Raw genomic sequence first — 16,885 nt, 5'->3', positions numbered from 1 at the left:
TGTTTCGCCTCTATCAACTGGCAAGCCCGGCATCCGAGCTGATGCTCCCGTTCTTGTGATTGGCCTTAATGAAAGGCTGAGGTGCTTGGTCATCAATGTGCCGGGCTGAGTTGAATTATTGTCGCATCTTATTGTTTTTGTTGAATATTGGCAGTGCGACTTTTGCCGATGGGAAACTTCCTGGAATACCGTGCTCCGTCGCATGCTCTGTCCCTTGCAATCATGTTTTCAATTGCAATAGTTTTTATAAATAATTAAAAATGCATATCAGTTACAATTGATAATCAGTTGTATGTGACGATTTGATGTTATGCAGGTCCGTACGATTCATGCGGGCTTCTGCATCTCTGGGATGAAAACTACATTTTCCGGCCGTGATGCGTTTATCCGCTGCATTGCTGCTGCATCCCACTTTGCTTTGGGTCGCCTCTCGTTCGTTGCGTCGACCCACCTCCGCTGCGGTTTCTCGGTTGTGGCGCTTTAGCCGCTTCTACAGCTTGCTGCAAGAGCACTTGGCAGATACATTCGCTTTGTAACCCAAGGACCGCTTGGGCTTCGCAGAGCGGTCATAGGGAGCGCATTCAGGATTTCTAGGGGCGTGAGCGGAATTCTGAATGTTTCTGCTTTGGTCTGCGGGGAGAAGCTTTACCAGATCACTGCCTTGGGTCGAGTATTTTTAGACACTAATAATTAGCAAGCCAGCAGGGAGGCACAATGACCACCTTATATAAAAAATTACTCTCACATACTCGCTTCCGTATTTCTGATGTTTCTGATCGCCATATTTTACTGGAGGCAGAGAGCGACAGGGGGCGTCTTCTGTTCTGTCCCGCATTCAGGAGGCTTCAGCAGAAGGCTCAAGTCTTTTCTATGGAGTCTAACGCTTCGGTGAGGAGCCGTTTGACGCACTCGTTGGAGGTTGCTCAAGTTGGCCGCTACATTGCTGATCAAATTTCTATCCAACTGATGGAGAGGAATTGGGCGGAAAAAGAAGAATGTGCTGCTTTGACGACATTCGTCGAGACGGCTTGCTTGATGCATGATATTGGGAATCCGCCATTTGGCCATTTTGGAGAGTTTGCAATTTCTGAATGGTTTAAGCTGAACGGCGCTGAAGCGCTTAAAAGCTCATTTGAGGCGTCAGGGATGGCTGGATCTGATTCTTATACAGTTCGGGCTCTTGCTGATTTCCTTGAGTTTGACGGCAACCCCCAAGGTATCAGAATCGTTACTAAACTTCAGCGGAATAATGATGAGTTTGGTTTGAATTTAACCAAAACCACTCTGGCAGCCTATCTTAAGTACGTGCGTACTAGTGGTGTTAAGCCTGAGGAGGTTAAGTCTCCGTTTGTTAAGAAGTGTGGTTATTTTTCAACAGAAGCGGATATTATTGTAAGTGTTTGGGCTGAATTCGGATATGGCTCTCCGCAGCGGTATCCTCTTGCATATATAATGGAAGCGGCTGACGATATCGCTTATTGTATAAGTGATCTTGAAGATTCTATTGAAAAAGGATTGTTGAATCAGCACTTGGCATTGTCTGATATTTATAAGCAGTGGCTGGCTGGTGGGTGCGATAAGTTGGAGGGGGCGGGGGTTATCACTGAAGCGCTTTCTAATGCATCTAGCGGGAGGAAGCCTGATGGTAAGTCGTATACTTTTACTGATTTTCGAACAAACTTGAATCGGGCTTTAGTTAATCATGCTGCTGAGCAGTATATCATCCATCATGATGAGGTTCTGAGTGGGGCAATGTCTTCACTTATTTCGGCGGAGTCGGCTTGTGGAAAAATCCTAGATATCTTGAAAGGGTATTGTCGGGAGCGTGTGTACTGCCATGAGAGTGTTCAAAAAATCGAACTTGCAGGATATAAGGCGATATCTGGTTTGCTTGAACAGTTTTCATGTATTTTAGAGGTTGGTGAGCGACGTTTTGCTGCGGCATTGAATGGTGAAAAAAAGGATGAAAGCGGACGGAAGATAGTTATTGAGTCTAAGTTGCTTTCTCTTTTTCCAAAGAGATATGTTCAGGCGTATCGAGATGATCTTAAAGGCCTGCCGAAAGATGAAGATTTTTATGTTAAAGAATGGGTCCTAAGGGCACATTTGATAACTGATTTTATATCTGGTATGACGGATGATTTCTCGATAAGTACGTATCAAAATTTGTCTGGGATAAAATTGTGATGTTGCGCTTCAAGGAGCATCCCTACTGGCACGTGGCGGGTATGATTAGCATGCGCGCGGAAATGATAAGGGGGGTGGAGCTGAGTTTTTATTATTATATCCCCCAGTCATTGACCGATGTGAGGCAGGTAGTTCCTGTTGGGGTGGAAGAGTTTTTAGATGTTAGTTATATGGATAGGCTGATTAACCTCTGTCCACTTGGGGCGGAGGTGGCAGTGCATTCCAAAGTATATATGCGAAGTGGTGAGGTTAAGCATATACCAATGATTGACCTGTCCACTGCGGCCGGGGCTCATCTATCTAAGTTAAAACCGTTCCTCGAGGAGGATTTTGAAGGCTTTGCTTGGTTTAAGAGTGGTCGCTCGTATCACGGCTATGGGGGTAGGTTGATCAGTCAAGGTGAACTCATAGAACTGATGGGGCGACTGCTTCTAGCCAACCAAATTGGAATGCCGCCAACGGTGGATCCAAGGTGGGTAGGTCATCGTCTGATCGCTGGGTATGCTGCACTTCGATGGACAAAAAATACCGCCCATTACACAGATGTACCTCGCAGAGTAATTCCAGTCTGGGTTGCCCACTCCCTATGAGTTTCGAGCAAGTCGTGAGAACATGGTTAATATATACGTTTATATTGTCTGAAGAGATTACCCGTTCTTGCCGATCAAGATATGCTTATGCGAGATCATAATCCCCAAGTAATACGAGGTAAGATATCATTATGCCAAAATTTTCCGGTGTGGCTGATGGGTCGGCTAGGGTAGTGGTTGATGTATTCTTCGATTTAAAAATTGACGGCAAGCGCTTCTGTTAGATTTATCCAGGTGATTTCTAGGGAGCGCTTGTCGATTTTTTATATGTTTCGCAAGTTATAGGAAGTTAGATCTTCGCTATTTATTTCGTTTGAAAAAACTAGTCTATAGTGCTTCTCGTCGACTACTTTTACTTCTCCATCTTGAATGGTAAGCTCAAACATCGCAATGCGGTCATCGCTCATGAATTGCGCGGAAACCGCACGGCATAATAAGTCCGGATATTTGGCTTTTGAGAAGGCGATATCTTGATGAGTCTGGACAACTCCATGCTTATCCGAGCCACCTTTGGCTTGAACCGGGACTACAAATTGGCGGCCATGACGATCTATGCCGACGTATACTTCGTCAATTTCTAACTGTCCAATGCCTTTTAAGTTTGTTCGTAAGTGGTTTTGCAGCGAATATGCGGTTATTCCCAAGAAAATGTCAATTAGACGATTATATCTAACCTTTGCAAGTAGCGCCTGCTCGTCGCTTAAAGCATATGCTGTTATTATCTCAGGGGTGGAATCTGGAATTTTTACAGTGATAAGGTTTTCATTGGGTATTATTCGGCTGAGCTTGACGAGCCTAAAGCGATAAAGCGCTTGGCCACTGCCTTCAATAATCCATTCAAGCCCATCTGAGGCCGTCTCAAGAATGCTTGTCGGTAAATCGTACCGATATCGAAACGAATAGATGAGGTCGCCTATATTCTTTGGTAAAGCTATGTCCAAATTTGACGCAACCGTTACTATCTCGTCCCGCGCGAACTGAAATTCCTGCTCGCCTGGTTTGTAGTGAGCGAAAAAAATTTCCTCAATGATAGCAGCGTAACGATTTGGCTTCCGAGCCACCTTAGCTTCAGACATCTGACACTTCCAAGAGCACTTCTTTGTCTACAGTTTTTCGGGTTCTTTGAGCAATGGTGTTGTGAGGAACTCCAAAGTATAACGCTGCTTTGCTCATATCTAATCTCAGCTGCTTTGGGTCGCCAAGTAATAGCGTCTTCGTCGGTTTGGTTGGAGTGATACCCATCGCTGAAATTACACTGCTTGCGATAGCTCTGCCGAGTAAAGGTGGTACGCTGTTGCCGATTTGGCGAAATCCGTGCCATTTGGTGGTATGAAAGCGAAACCAATCAGGGAAAGAGTGTAGGCGAGCAGCCTCACGTACCGTGATTACTCTGGGAAGGTTTGGATGAATTGGGCGTGGCGATGTAAATGCCCCTCGTGCACTATCTGTGCCTGCTCTAAGGGTATTGCAGAGACCATCCATGGGCAATTTACGGAACCGACTAACTTCTTCGGTTTTTCCTGGCTCGGTTGCAAGAAACCTACTTTGTGACAAGGCAGTGTGTTCTGTACGAGTGCTAGAAGTGAGGATGTCTCTCAAAAAATCTCGCTCATAACCAAAGTCATTTGCGTCGACTTCAAGGCCCCTCAAACGACGTGCATAGCTGGCGTGAGTGGCCCACTGAACCACAACTTGATCATTTTCTCGTAGCTCTTCGAAAGTGTTTGCGTCTGGTAGATCACTAATTGCTTCGCCAACGTTAACTCGCTTGAGCTGTGGCTCTGGATATTCTGGAGTGTTTAATCCGCGGCGGGTACCTATTAAGAATAGGCGTTTACGGTCCTGAGGAACTCCGTAGTCGGCAGCATTGAGCACTCGGTAAGGTAGGGTGACGTCATAACCCGCTTCACCTAGGGCTGCGATTAACTCCTTGAGAAACTCAGCGTGCTTGCCGAGAGTAAGCCCTTTCACATTTTCGAAGACGCAGTATTTTGGCTTGAGTTCTGCGACAATCCGGACATAGTGAAATACAAGCTGATTACGGGAATCGTCCAGTGCACGTTTGCCAATCATCGAAAAGCCTTGGCACGGAGCTCCACCGAAGACGACATCGATATCTTTATCACCAATTCCCGCCCTGAGCCGAATCTCCGGTCCGCTAAGATCGGTTACACTTGCACAAATCGTCGTACAATTTGGGAAGTTGAATTCGTGAGTGGCGCAGTGAATAGGGTCGATCTCTACCGCTGCAGCGATGTCGAAACCTGCTTGCTCAAAGCCAAGAGACAAGCCGCCGGCTCCAGCAAAAAGGTCAATGCCGATGGGGCGGGTGTTACTCGCTTTGCAAGAATTCATTTAACCTTCTCATCAATATTTCAATTTCATTCAGCTCGCACTCCCAGACGGTCAGAACTCGCCAGCCAGCAGCTTGCAGCTCGGCAATGTTGCTGCTATCCCGCTGACGATTGCGGTCGATTTTCGCTTCCCAAAATGCGATCCGAGACTTTGGAAGGCGGCCATACCTACAACCTGCATGACCGTGCCAGAAGCAACCATTCACGAACACAGCCTTGCGACGACCAGGGAAGACGAGGTCTGGAGTACCTGGCAGATTTTTGCCGTGCAAACGATACCGGTAACCCATGGAAAAAACCAAGCGCCGTACGACGAGCTCGGGCTTAGTATTTTTCGAGCCGATCCGGCTCATGAGCCAGCTCCGCCTTTCGGATGTGAGCCTATCCATGGCTGGCAGTTTATCAGACATGGCATGTTGGTTCGTGGCGGAGGTAAAAATGATGGAGGACGAGGAGCAGCCTTTGGAGATTGGCCCCTCTAGATAGCGGCATTCAGGTAGAGGGCTCGGGTGCACTCATCCCCCGATGAGACGGACAGAGCAGAGAGTGTGATGCCTACAGTCAGGATCCTCTCATGTTGGACCTGTGCAATTTTATGGCTCAGCAGTCTGGCATATCGCCAGCAACCATACCGCGAGATCCTACGAAAATGAAGGATTGGTCCTACTTGCTGTTACCAAATTGAGCGCAGGAAGGAGGTCCTCTGGCCAAGTCCTGACCTTGTCCACCATGTCTGCATCAGGCACGGAAATCGTTGGGGATCTTCGTGCCTGATGGAGCATTTAGCTAAAGGCGCAGTTACAGGTGGAAGTCGCCCGCGGCCTCCGGCTGGTACAGCACTTTCCTGATCCCGATCCGGCGGGTCCGATCAGAGACCCGCCAGTCGATGGCGTCCCCCTCCTGATAGCCCAGGATGGCGGCGCCGATGTCGGAACACACGGAATACTTCCCGGCGCTGCTGTCTGCGTCTTCAGGGTAGACCAGGGCCACTTCGATCTCTTCGTCGTCCAGCTGCAGCAAGGCCCTGGAGTTCATCGTGACGACATTGCGCGCCACCTGCTGCGGCTTAACGACAATGGCGCGCTCAAGCTCATGTTCGAGTTCAACAACCGCCGGGCCTTGCTCGAGCGCGATCAGGCTCTCGAGCCTGGCCTTATCGATTTCGGTGATGTAGATCTCAGTGGAGTCGGCAACGGCACCTTCGCGCAAGAACTGTAGATAGCGCGCCGCCGTCATGGAAAATGACTTCAATGTCGGCGTTTCGCTTTCAAGCAGAAAACCGCTGCGCACAAAGGCTTTCAGCGAGCGGGTGTTGTCGGGGTGGATCTTGGCGATGAGCTTCTCGGCGCGCATGTCGAGGAAGGCCAGTTTCATGCCTTCGCGGATCGTGCGCGCGCCAAGGTTTCGGCCCCATTTGTCGCTGTCTCCAATGACCAGGACGATCTCGCAGTTGGAGCCGGTCTTGATCAGGCGGACAAAGCCCACCGGGGCGTCATGCCGGTCGTAGGCCATGAAGAATCGGCCGCCCCGGTTGAATAGATGGGTCAGGATCGGCAATTGGGTCCGATCGATAACTTGCTCGATGGAGCGGGAGACATGACGCGAATCGCTCAAGTAGCAGGTAACGCGCTCATCTTCCAACCAATCCATGAGCGTTAGTGCGTGTGCCCGAGTAATTTCCGGGCACAGCGAAATGAAAGGCTTGTTCATCTTCACCACAGTTATTTGGAAAGAATGAAAGCCCTTCATGGCTATGGCCATGACGGTTCTTTCGGCAACCGGCCATTTTAAGGCAAAACGCGAGTAAATGCCGAACAGCCTGCACACCTTTCCTCCAGGCAACATCGCTAATGGGCTGTGCGCAAAAGCTGACGTCGCAAATAGTCATCGATCAGGACGTCACATCGGCGTGGGCGGTGCACTATCGGGTGGGTATGGCCAAAGCGTTGGTCGATGATCTGGCGCATGCTGCTGGCATCAGCCGAGGGCTGGATCTGTTTTACGGGGCCTCGGCCCGCCGTTGAATTGACGTGGTCGTTGCTGCCGTCGCTTTTTGTAGGCATGCGCGTCAGGTTGCTTGCTGATCAGTCCCATTTCGCTTTTCAGCTGCGCGCTTGAATTCAGGGTAGAGGTAGGACGTTGCTTGGTTATCACGTGCTTTTATAAGGAGGGCATGGAATCATTTGACCGCTACATCTCAGCCCTCAATTCCCGTAGATGGAGGGCTGGGATGTAGGTTTATTCAGGCTTGTTCTTGATAAAACGATATTGTTTTCTTCAGGTCGTCGGAGAATTCATAGATTTCATCAAGAGAGTTTATAGGGTGCCGGGTTTCATTTTTATCGCTGTCAAATATCCCGATGTATTTCTGCGCTCTATTGAAGTGAAGTCTAGCGATAGGCTTGCGATTGTTGTCGTCAAGTAGGATGCCAAAGTAACTTTGAGTGTCTCGATGCGCAATGCGCTTTGAGTCAGTAACGGTCCGAACGATCGCCTTCACAATGTGAAAGCCCTCTAGCTCCTCCATAGTCGTGAGGACCCGGTCCTCTGGGGCGTCCGCTGTTTCCGTCTGTGTCTCACTCACAATTAACTCTGCGGGAGTGGGGTAAGGTGCTCCACTCAAAGCTGATTTCAAACGATCATTTATTTGGTCGTTCAGGAATTGTGATGCGGCTTTTCGCGTAAGCAATGCGAACTGATCTCTTACTTTCTGGGTGATAACCCCATCGTAAATGCGGGAAGCGAAGAGTCGCACGAAATCGTCGTCAGGTTGACTAAATTGCGAAGCCATCTCTCTCTTGATCTGACCTACGTATTTTAACTCGCCAGCTGCATTAATGATTGAATCTACATCAAAGGCCGATTTCGTTAGTTTTTGCAGTTCAGGTATGACATGTTCATCGATGTCTAAGAGATCAATCTCCAGAAATGGTTTTTCGTCCATTTTGTTAGGGGCGTCGAGGTCGGTAAAGAATTTGTACAGCCGGCCATTCGTTAGAATTGAAATTCTGGCGGTAGTGACATGGAAGTATCGGAAAAGCTGACTGGCGTGGTTGATATTGAGTGGCTCACCAACTTTTTTGGTCTCAATTAGGATCTGAATTTCACCGCCTTTCAAGATCGCGTAATCGATTTTTTCACCTTTTTTGGTGCCTACATCGCAAACGTACTCTGGAACAACTTCAGAAGGATCAAAGACGTCATACCCCAAAACGGTATGGATGAATGGCATAACAAACGCAGTTTTGGTTGCTTCTTCAGTTTGGATTGTCGATGCCAATTGGTTTACTTTGGCAGACATTGCGTTGAGACGATCTACAAATTCCATTTGTGCTCCCAGTCTATGCTTACCCGTTTTGGGTCCCTAGGGGCATAACGCTACTACGGGCCGACTTAAGGTTGTTACTGGGTTTTCATCCAGTCTGGATGCCCGGCCAGGATCAACTCATGCCACCCCAAAGCAAAGCGGTGCTAGCACAGTCGGGTGAGCAGGTGGCGAGGTTGATCTGGCATCATTAAACGCATTGATGAGTTATGTAGGGTGTACAAATCGGTTAGAGGAAGTAAAACCGTTTCCGGTGCTTTTCTAGGTGTGGACGATTGCCATCGCTCAAGAATGGTATCGATGTGAACTGATCTAACCCTAAGATCTTGCGTTCGCCTGCTGACAAGCTATCGCTGAATAGAAAACGTCCGACTTCGTCAAATGAGATCAAACCACAATCAAAAAGCTGGTCGATATGGGTTGCAAGCAGCAATCCGTTATCTGTGTCTAGACGAGTGTTATTGTCAACCAGTGCCCACGCCTCAATATGCGATGCCGTTAGTAGGCTAGGGTTTCTCAATCCCGTCAAAGCACATTTCTCCTCCCAGCGCTCGAATAACCCTTTGCGAAATGCACCTTGGCCAATACGGGCTTTTACGAGGGCTTTTCGAGTGGTGGCGGAGGGGGCTTTGTCGTTTGATCCCCCATCGATTAGCCTGTCTTCGTGTTCAGCTATCACTTCCGCCTGCTCAAGTAGGTAAACTGCGGCATCAGCTGGCAGTTGTGCCATATAAATCGTATTCACGCGGCCTTTGCGATTGAACAGCGTTGGTTTTGTGTTGATATCGAATTGCGCTTGGTAGGTCGGGGCGATTTCGTCACTACGCAGGGCTCGTTGGAGGAAAGTGAGCTCGATATCGACGTGGTGCCCTTGGTTTCTCCACTCGTTGAAAGAGCGGGTAGGCGCACGCTCCGCCTCATAGGCGTTTGGTACTGCCTTAGCAATGGCGCGTAGGTAGTTGTCGTGATAGCAGAAGATCAAATCTCCGGCTTTGACCTCACCAACATTATCCCCGTGACGGAAGGTTTGCTCTTTGTCGGCCTTTGATCGCGAACTCAGCGGTGCCTAGAGAAAATTACCGGCCCTGGCCTCCTTGTGCGTTGTACCTAGGTTCACCCAGAAAAATTGCATCTCGCGTCCTTACAGGTCTGGCATATCGCCAGCAACCACACCGCGAGATCTCACGAAAATGAAGGAATGATCCTGCTTACAGTTACCAAATGCAGTGCAGGAAGGAGGGTGCACTTTGCTCCGGATTTGCAATCCGCAGCATCAAAATCTTCAGAATTTCCTGATTCCCTGTAGTCCATTTCCCAATCATACTCCCGCCGCCGTTAAGCCATTGCAGTGGTTCCTTCAGCGCTCTAGTCTCCGCCAGTCGTTGCCAATTCAACGACCGGTTTTGACAGACCGCAACAAATGAAACCATCTCTGCACCTGCGTAATGGCGGCTGTGCGTGGGGCACCTTCGTGTGCGCCGGGTTTCTTCGTTTACCGGTCTGTCAACCCGCGTACAGCTGCCACCTCTTTGTTTGACAGCTTGGGTGTGGCGGCTCCATCTAAACGGAGCAATACCTGATGCTAAAAATCGTCCCCGACCCACCTCATCACCCCAACCATTCCCTCGAAGACCTCCTGGTCCAGACCTCCGAATACCTGGTCTGCGCCCTGACCATCGCCCAGCAAACCGTCCTACTCCATCCCAGACCTCCCGGCCAAGTCCTCACCTTGGCGACCATGCACGAAATCGAACACGCCCGCGCTCTGGTCGAAGTGGCCTTGAGCAAGGTTCAGTCACGCCACTGAGTTGCCAATGAGCAGACGCCCACGTTGCTGACGAAACCGCTCAGCAACGCGGGCTAGCGATTTCAGCAGGGAGACCTATCAATGGATGAGGATTTGAATCCAGCTACCACCTCTAAGACAGCCGGCATCGCTTCCTTCGGTAACGGCGAAAGCGGACACTCCACCCAACGCCTGTTCCGCGTCGAACCCGGCCACAGTGCGGCGTTCGCTCTGGAGCAGTCGGCCGTGCTGATGGGCTGCGTGCATCGGCTGACCTTGCAAGCCGGGATCGAGCATGACGCTACATTGGTTTGGGCAGCGCATTACCTCAGTGGTATGGCCAAGGCGCTGGTGGAGGATGTGGCGCATGGAATGGGCGCTGAGCAGTAGTCAGTGGCTCAACGCTGAAACGCTCCAGCGTGGCACTCCACCACGCTGGCCCCCGCACTCATCAAACAGTCGTATTGCCCGCCGGGCTCAGCACCACCTGCTGCTGCGTCGGCAACAGCTGCATCACATCGCAGAACAACGAGCGGCCTTGCCAGTCGTTGCGATCACCAATCACATATAGGCGCCGCTTGGCGCGGGTAGCGGCGACATTCAACAGGTTCGGCTCGGACACGGCCCAGTCGCGGGCGCCAGGGCTTTCGGTGTTGCCGCCCAGCACCAGGATGATCACCGCGGCTTCCTTGCCTTGCATGGTGTGGATGGTGCCGAAGACGATTTTGCGTGGCAAAAAGCTGCTCAGCCGTTGGCGCACATCCTGGAAGGGGGTGATCACGGCGATGCTGTCTTCAGGTACACCATCGGCCTTGAGGCTGGCCAACAGCTGTTTGAGGGCGATGCCTTCGTTGCGTACCCAGTTGCCGGAGGAGGGGCCGCTGGCCTGAATCCAGCCGGTCAACAGGCTGGCGCGGGTCTCTTTTTCTGCCGAGGGGGCGAGGGTGCCGTAGACCATGGCGTTGTCGTAGGCGATGCGGTTGGCCAGGGTGAACATCGGCCGGTCACAGCGACGATGCACCACCAGCGGCAAACCCACCCAGCACTTCTGGCCACGCGGGCCGGCCATTTTGCCCCAGTGGGTGGCTTGGTCTGCCAAGGTTTGTGCGGACTGGCGGTTGGGCAGCCAATGGGCATCGACCTGGTAGCGACAGCGCATGTGTTCCAGCACCGCGTCGGAGACGGTGACAATCGGTTTGAGCTGCAGCGGATCGCCCACCAGCACGGCCCGGCGTGCGCGCCACAAGGCGCCGACGGCGGCTTGCGGAGTGGCCTGGCCGGCTTCGTCGACCAGCAACCAGCCGATCTCGCCGCAACCGAGACTGCCGAACGAGCGGGCAAAGGATGCGAAGGTGCTGCTGAGCACCGGGACGGCCATGAACAACGAAGCCCAGGCTGAACGCACGAGCTCGCGCGACACGCCCTGGTAGCGCCCGCCGGTGAGTACGCTGGTGATGAAGTACAGGTTGGCGGTCAGGCGTTTGGCTTCGATCTGGAAGAAGGTGCGGTGCAGGCTCAGGGCTTCGATGAACACCTTGGCGCGGGCTTGGCGCCAGTTTTCAAGGACCCAGGGCTCAAGCAGCTCGATGGCGTCACCGCGGCCGATCTCGCCGGTGTCCAGCCAGGCCAACAGGTGCGCGGCCTGGCCTTCCTCGGCGAGGCGTCGGGCGTTGTCAATCTGCAAGGTGGCGTGCTGGTAGAGGGCAGCAAGCGCTTGCTCGTCGCTGGCCAGTTGCTTGTTCACTTCCATCACCTGTGCAACCAGGCGCTGCACCTGACGCTGGGCAGTGTCAAACGCGTCCTTGGCCAGGGCATGGCTGGCGTCGAGCAAGCGCTGCTGTGCCGACCAGGCGCGGTGGGACGCCCAGCAACTGCACAGGTTGGCCCAGAAGCCGGGCTTGGTTTTCAGGTGGGCTTGCAGGGCCTGGAGCTGGGTTTCGAGTGTGCTCCGTGCAGGCGTCAGGGTCTTGGTTTCCTGGGCACTTTGTTCGCTTTCCAGGCCTTGGCGTTTGGCCAAGTGGTCCAGACGTTGCTGTTCCTTCTCGGCGATTCGGGTTTTGGCGCTGATCACTGCCTTGATCAGGTCGATGATCGCGCAGGCGCGGGCTCGCAGCGCTTGCTCGTTGCGCTTGGCTTCGTTGTACTGCTGCACGGCGGCCTGCCAGGTGCTTGGGCGTTCCTCGGGCGATACTGCGGCGCTCATCAACCAGCCAAGGAAGCCCTTTGGCACTTGCGCCGGCTCTGCAGCATCGGCCACAGGCGCTTCGTTGGCCTGTTCGTGCTCAGTGTTGTCAAGGTCTTCGTCCTGGGCCAGGGCATCGAGCTCCTCAAGGTCAACCTGGGCTGCGGCGTCTGCCATGGGCTTTGTCGGTTTGGCCGGCTGCTCACCATAAAAGAAGCGTTTGACGAACTGGGTGCGTTTGGCTTTGCTGCCCAGCGCGGCAGAAATCATGCCCCATGCCGGCTTGCCACTGGTGAGCTCACCGAGGTGACTGAAGTACTCCGCTTCGGGCAGCCACGAGGGGTCGATCTTGTCGCGTTGCGGCAGCTCCAAGGTGACATTCTCGACTGCACCGTTGTTGGAGGAGGCCACCACCATTTCGAAGCCGAACAACTCAGGCACCAGCCGGTAGGCTGCACGCTCGCGGCCACTGTCATTGGCCGTTTCGCGACCGTCCTTGACGAAGGCATCAGAGGCCCGGTTGAACGACGCCAGTACATCGGCGCGCTGAGTCACCACGGCGGCAATCAGGTCGCGCAGCAGGGTAGTTTTGCCGGTGCCAGGCGGGCCATTGACGCCCAGTACACCGGAGGCGTCAGACAGTGTCTGCAAGATGCTGTTGACCGCCACCTGTTGCGAGTGCACCAGACCCAGGTGCCGTTCCGCGGGCCAGCAGCCGGGGGCGTAGCGGGAAGGGGACAGGCGATCAATCAGCGCCAGGGAGGCTTGTGGAGTATCCAGGTGCAGGCGGTTACCGGCGTCATGTTGCTGAAGGTAGTGCGCCAACGGTTGGCTGATCGTGCCCCGGGCTACTGCCTCGGCCACATCGGCCAGGTCGCCCAGCAGGAAACTGTTGAGCGGATCGTCCTCCTGCTCGGGTTTCTTCGGGTCGATGGGGGCCGAGCGAAACCGGTGGCGTCGTTGGTTCAGGTCGCCGAAAAAGCCATCGAGGCCGAGACTCTGGCGTACATAGTCAGTCATCCGCTCAAGGCTGTCGGCCGTTACCACGCCACCCAACAGCATATTGGCCTGTTCACGGGCGCGGTCCTGGGCGTCGTCGAAACCACGGGTCCAGTCTTCACCGGCGATGGCGCACCCCACGAACCAGGCCTCGCTGGAGAGCACCAGGCTGTCGGCAATCATTACCCCGTCGGCACTGAACTTCAGCGCAAACAGAGCCGATTCGCGGCGCTGCGGCTCCTTGTAACCCTGGTCGGCACCGTAGAGCGCTTCCAATTGCTTGGCGACATCGAGGTTGTCGTATAGGTGAGCATAGAGGGTGTGGCTCCAGACGCGTTTTTTCGGCAGCGTCTGCGTGCTCAATACACTGGCCGGCATCCAGGGCAGTACCCGGGCCGTGGCGGGGATGTCGTGGTAATAAGGCTGATAGTCGTCGTCGCGCTTTTTCAGCTTCGGGACCGATTGCGGTTGCAGCAGTTCAACCGCATGCCAGTACCGCACAATGCTTTGCTGGTTCATCAACGTCCTTGAGAGCAATAGCTGCTCGATTGTCCTGGCTGCCAATAGCATGGGCAGCGGGGTCACCGGCCATGTGGGGCCGGTCACCGTTGCATATCGTGAGGTCAGTCCTGCGCTTGGTCTTCGAGCAAGCGCAGCAACAGCGGCTCGATATCCAGGGTGCCTTTAACGGTGGCGTCCAGCAACTGCGGGTTCAGCACCCAGTGCTTTTTCCCACGGCTCACTAGCTGAATCACCCCGAGGTCCTCAAGGATGGCAGCCAGGCGGCTCGACTCCGGCACCCGCTGTTGCCGGTTGATTGCATGGTAGTAAGCGGTACCGATGCCTTCTTCGCTGGTGCCGGCCGGCACACCGTCGGCACTGTTGGCCAGGGGGAACTTTACGCGCCCGAACTGCCGCCACAGGTAGTTGAGAGTATCGTTGACCACCTGCAGCGGGTAGCGGGTGATGCTCTTGCCGTGGGTCTCGAAGCCCTGACCGGTCACGCGGTAGTGAAAAGGCTTGCGATGGCTGGGCGTCCAGCATTCGACCCATCCCGCTGTTGGCGCGGGCATCGCGTTTTGGCTGACCTCTGTCTCCATAGCGGTCGCAGCGCCGCCGCCCAGGTCATAGCCAATCATGAACAATGCCGCTTCCAAACGCCGCAACGGGCTGCCACCCGAATCGTCGTGCTTGTTGAAGCCGCTGTCCTTGGCATTGGCGTGGGCGAGTACGGCGGCCAGTATCCGGCTGGCCTGAATGTTCCACTGCGCATGCACCGTACCGGGCTGCAGCGATGGGAACCGCAAGTTGTCTTGGGACGGATCACGCTGCTTGGATATGCCCTTGGTCGGCCTGGCCGACGCCCAGGGGAAGGCCAGCTCAGGCGGTACCTGGGTAAGTTTGGGGTTCGCCTGCTGGCAGAACTTCACCACTGCCCAACCCAGCGCGGCTGCAACGCGGCTGTCGTAGATCACCAGTTGCTTGCAGATCAGCGAGTAGACCTTGGTCATGCCGGCATTGAAGCGCAGCTCGGGGTCAACCAGTACCGAGTGGTTCAATTCACCGCTGTCGATCGCGTCGCGGGTGCTGATCAGTAGGTTGGCCAGGCCGTCGCAGTTGTTGGTCAGCCAGCTGACGTTACCGTTCTGTACGCCACCCCAGATCATCACATCGATGGCTGCGCGGCTGGCGGCCTGGTCTTCGGGCGCGGGCGCGAGGGCGCGTTGCAGTTGCTGCTGGAGCGCCGCCAGCGCGCGGGTGTTGCTGGTGATGTTGCTGCCCTTGTCGACGTCCAGGTGCTCTATTGCCGGGTGCGGCCAGTGGTATTTTTCATACGCATTGAACAGGCTGCTGCAGTGCCAGGGCTTGTCACTCATGCGGTTCTGGTACTGATGAGTGAAGGTGGCGTTGTCCAGGTTGGCGCTCATCCATGCAATGAAGGCATCGAGCAGGGGCTGGGCCATGGCGGTTTCCTTGTAGGGCAGCTTGGGCGTTCTGGGGGCGGGATTTTGGGCTAATCGTCCAGTAGTGGCAATGTAGTATTATCGGCAAAGGTTCGAACAAGGATGCCGACGATTGAAGTTCACTAGCAATATCGTGCCGCTGATAAAAACGCAGCTGCAAAACGACAAGGTAGATCTGAAGATTTTCTCGCCCTATCTGACCGGTTCGGCAGCGCTGGAGATTGCCCAACTGGGTAAAAGTGCCAAGGTCTATACGCTGGTCAATGTGCAGGTGCTTGCGTCGGGTGCCTCCAGTTACAGTGCCATCAAAGCCCTCCTGAAGAAAAAGATCCCGGTTTACTACCTGCCCAATCTTCACGCGAAGATGGTCGTCGCCAAGGACCGCTTTGTGACCTTGGGCAGCCAGAATTTTACCGAGCGGGGTGCGAGTGCGAATTTTGAAACCAACGTTCGCGTTCGCGGGGTCAGCAAGGGCGTTGAGGCGCTGGTGGCGAAGATGGAGCGTAAGGCAACTTTGTTGACGCCGGGCTTTCTGGAGTCGGTTAACAATGCTGCGCAGGCGCTGGTTGGCAAATACGATGCGCTGCGCAAGCAGGCCGAAGAACTGGATCGCGACTTGATCGCTGCCGAGAAATCGCGCGCAAGTGCGCAGCGCGGCGAGCGGGCAATCGATGCCGAGGTTCGCTCGGAGTTGGCCAAGCGGCCGCAGTCCAATCCCAGAAAGTGCACCATCGTTTCTCGCTACGATGAAAAAAACGCCAAGCTTCAACATTCGTTAAAAGGCGAAGAGCTGTTGACCTGGTCCATCGGCAAGGCCCCCCACGAGCTCAAGCCTCAGCACCGCTACTTGTGTATATCCGGTGCCGGGAAGCTCGGCTGGGTCAGGGTGAACAGAACGGTGTACTCGTTCATCGAAAACCAGATCGATATGGAACGAGGCGAAATCAGAGGCCAGGTGCACTGGGAGGTTGGCGTTGATGCAACCGAGCAGGCGTGCAAGGCGAGGAGGGGCGGGTACAACTTGCGTGTGGCGGTTGCTGACCACCAGGGTAAGGAGCTGTGCCATGTGTTCATGCGCTACAACACCGAAGACCTTGATATCGATCCTGCCGTCTTGCTCAGAAGCACAGACACGCCCAAAGCGCCGATTGCCGAGCGACGCAAGGCAGTCGAATGGATCAACGCCAATACCGAGAGCTTCAAGGAGGATATCAAGCGGATTATCACGACACCGTTCAAGTTCCAGGAAAAACTGACCGGCGATCGAGCGGACAAGTTCTTCGGCGGTGATGGAACTTCGCACCTGCTCTGCCTGGTCGAACTGAGCTCAAACGTAGCGTTGCGGGTGATTGACCCGGTGGAAACAACGGCGGGGTAATACGTCTACAAGAGCCTCAATGGTCTCCTCCTACAAGGCATTGTTTTTATTCTTGTTTTGAATGTGTAGGACGACATACCCGGCAAAAATACGCTTCTGAAACGTTGATTTTTAGCTGCT

At 53.8% G+C, this 16,885-nt stretch carries 14 protein-coding genes; 6 read left to right on the top strand and 8 right to left on the bottom strand.

Annotated features, from left to right (window positions below; genetic code table 11):
* Positions 1-714: 714 nt before the first annotated feature.
* Both dgt and UW3_RS26830 read left to right on the top strand, forming a co-directional pair.
* Complete coding sequence (dgt, locus tag UW3_RS0110600; RefSeq protein ID WP_010222409.1) at positions 715-2,187, top strand: dGTPase; 1,473 nt, start codon at positions 715-717, stop codon at positions 2,185-2,187.
* Entirely contained in the window at positions 2,187-2,777 is a 591-nt protein-coding gene (locus UW3_RS26830) for a primase 1D-like protein (protein WP_010222408.1), read from the top strand. Before dgt ends, UW3_RS26830 begins: the two co-directional genes overlap by 1 nt.
* 263 nt (positions 2,778-3,040) lie before the next feature.
* On the opposite strand, the gene UW3_RS0110590 is transcribed toward UW3_RS26830, so the two are convergent.
* The 4 genes from UW3_RS0110590 to UW3_RS0110575 form a co-directional block, all read right to left on the bottom strand.
* Complete coding sequence (locus UW3_RS0110590; protein WP_010222407.1) at positions 3,041-3,853, bottom strand: hypothetical protein; 813 nt, start codon at positions 3,851-3,853, stop codon at positions 3,041-3,043.
* On the bottom strand, positions 3,846-5,132 hold the full coding sequence (locus UW3_RS28160) for a DNA cytosine methyltransferase (RefSeq protein WP_010222406.1): 1,287 nt from the start codon (positions 5,130-5,132) through the stop codon (positions 3,846-3,848). Before UW3_RS28160 ends, UW3_RS0110590 begins: the two co-directional genes overlap by 8 nt.
* Positions 5,110-5,520 (bottom strand): very short patch repair endonuclease, encoded by a 411-nt coding sequence (locus UW3_RS28155; RefSeq protein WP_010222405.1) that lies wholly within the window; start codon positions 5,518-5,520, stop codon positions 5,110-5,112. Before UW3_RS28155 ends, UW3_RS28160 begins: the two co-directional genes overlap by 23 nt.
* 409 nt (positions 5,521-5,929) lie before the next feature.
* Positions 5,930-6,892, bottom strand: coding sequence for a bifunctional GNAT family N-acetyltransferase/nucleoside diphosphate kinase regulator (locus UW3_RS0110575; RefSeq protein ID WP_026001271.1), 963 nt, complete (start codon positions 6,890-6,892; stop codon positions 5,930-5,932).
* Between the two features lie 23 nt (positions 6,893-6,915).
* Here UW3_RS0110575 and UW3_RS30215 point away from each other — a divergent pair, with 23 nt between their 5' ends.
* On the top strand, positions 6,916-7,155 hold the full coding sequence (locus UW3_RS30215) for a DUF3077 domain-containing protein (RefSeq protein ID WP_367400087.1): 240 nt from the start codon (positions 6,916-6,918) through the stop codon (positions 7,153-7,155).
* Positions 7,156-7,373: 218 nt separating this feature from the next.
* On the opposite strand, the gene UW3_RS0110565 is transcribed toward UW3_RS30215, so the two are convergent.
* Positions 7,374-8,459, bottom strand: coding sequence for a type I restriction endonuclease (locus UW3_RS0110565; protein WP_010222401.1), 1,086 nt, complete (start codon positions 8,457-8,459; stop codon positions 7,374-7,376).
* Positions 8,460-8,685: 226 nt separating this feature from the next.
* Positions 8,686-9,438 carry an HNH endonuclease gene (locus tag UW3_RS27855; RefSeq protein WP_010222400.1) on the bottom strand — a complete coding sequence of 251 codons (753 nt, stop codon included), beginning with the start codon at positions 9,436-9,438 and terminating at the stop codon, positions 8,686-8,688.
* 597 nt (positions 9,439-10,035) lie between these two features.
* On the opposite strand from UW3_RS27855, the gene UW3_RS0110555 reads away from it, so the two are divergent.
* Together UW3_RS0110555 and UW3_RS0110550 are read left to right on the top strand one after the other, a co-directional pair.
* Positions 10,036-10,263, top strand: coding sequence for a hypothetical protein (locus tag UW3_RS0110555; RefSeq protein ID WP_010222399.1), 228 nt, complete (start codon positions 10,036-10,038; stop codon positions 10,261-10,263).
* Positions 10,264-10,344: 81 nt separating this feature from the next.
* Complete coding sequence (locus UW3_RS0110550) at positions 10,345-10,632, top strand: DUF3077 domain-containing protein (RefSeq protein WP_010222398.1); 288 nt, start codon at positions 10,345-10,347, stop codon at positions 10,630-10,632.
* Positions 10,633-10,693: 61 nt separating this feature from the next.
* Here UW3_RS0110550 and UW3_RS26820 read toward each other — a convergent pair whose 3' ends face one another.
* Both UW3_RS26820 and UW3_RS29065 read right to left on the bottom strand, forming a co-directional pair.
* A complete protein-coding gene (locus tag UW3_RS26820) occupies positions 10,694-13,942 on the bottom strand; it encodes a DEAD/DEAH box helicase (protein ID WP_010222397.1) in 3,249 nt (1,082 codons plus the stop codon).
* Positions 13,943-14,046: 104 nt separating this feature from the next.
* On the bottom strand, positions 14,047-15,387 hold the full coding sequence (locus UW3_RS29065; protein WP_010222396.1) for a hypothetical protein: 1,341 nt from the start codon (positions 15,385-15,387) through the stop codon (positions 14,047-14,049).
* Between the two features lie 112 nt (positions 15,388-15,499).
* Between UW3_RS29065 and UW3_RS0110535 the strand changes: the two genes are divergently transcribed.
* Positions 15,500-16,765: a phospholipase D-like domain-containing protein gene (locus UW3_RS0110535; RefSeq protein WP_010222394.1), complete on the top strand. Its 1,266-nt coding sequence runs from the start codon at positions 15,500-15,502 to the stop codon at positions 16,763-16,765.
* Positions 16,766-16,885 lie beyond the last annotated feature (120 nt).

The sequence above is a fragment of the Pseudomonas donghuensis genome (assembly GCF_000259195.1).
GTDB classification, from domain to species: domain Bacteria; phylum Pseudomonadota; class Gammaproteobacteria; order Pseudomonadales; family Pseudomonadaceae; genus Aquipseudomonas; species Aquipseudomonas donghuensis.
The sequence above is the reverse complement of the archived record's forward strand: the minus strand, read 5'-3'. Positions and strand labels throughout refer to the sequence as shown.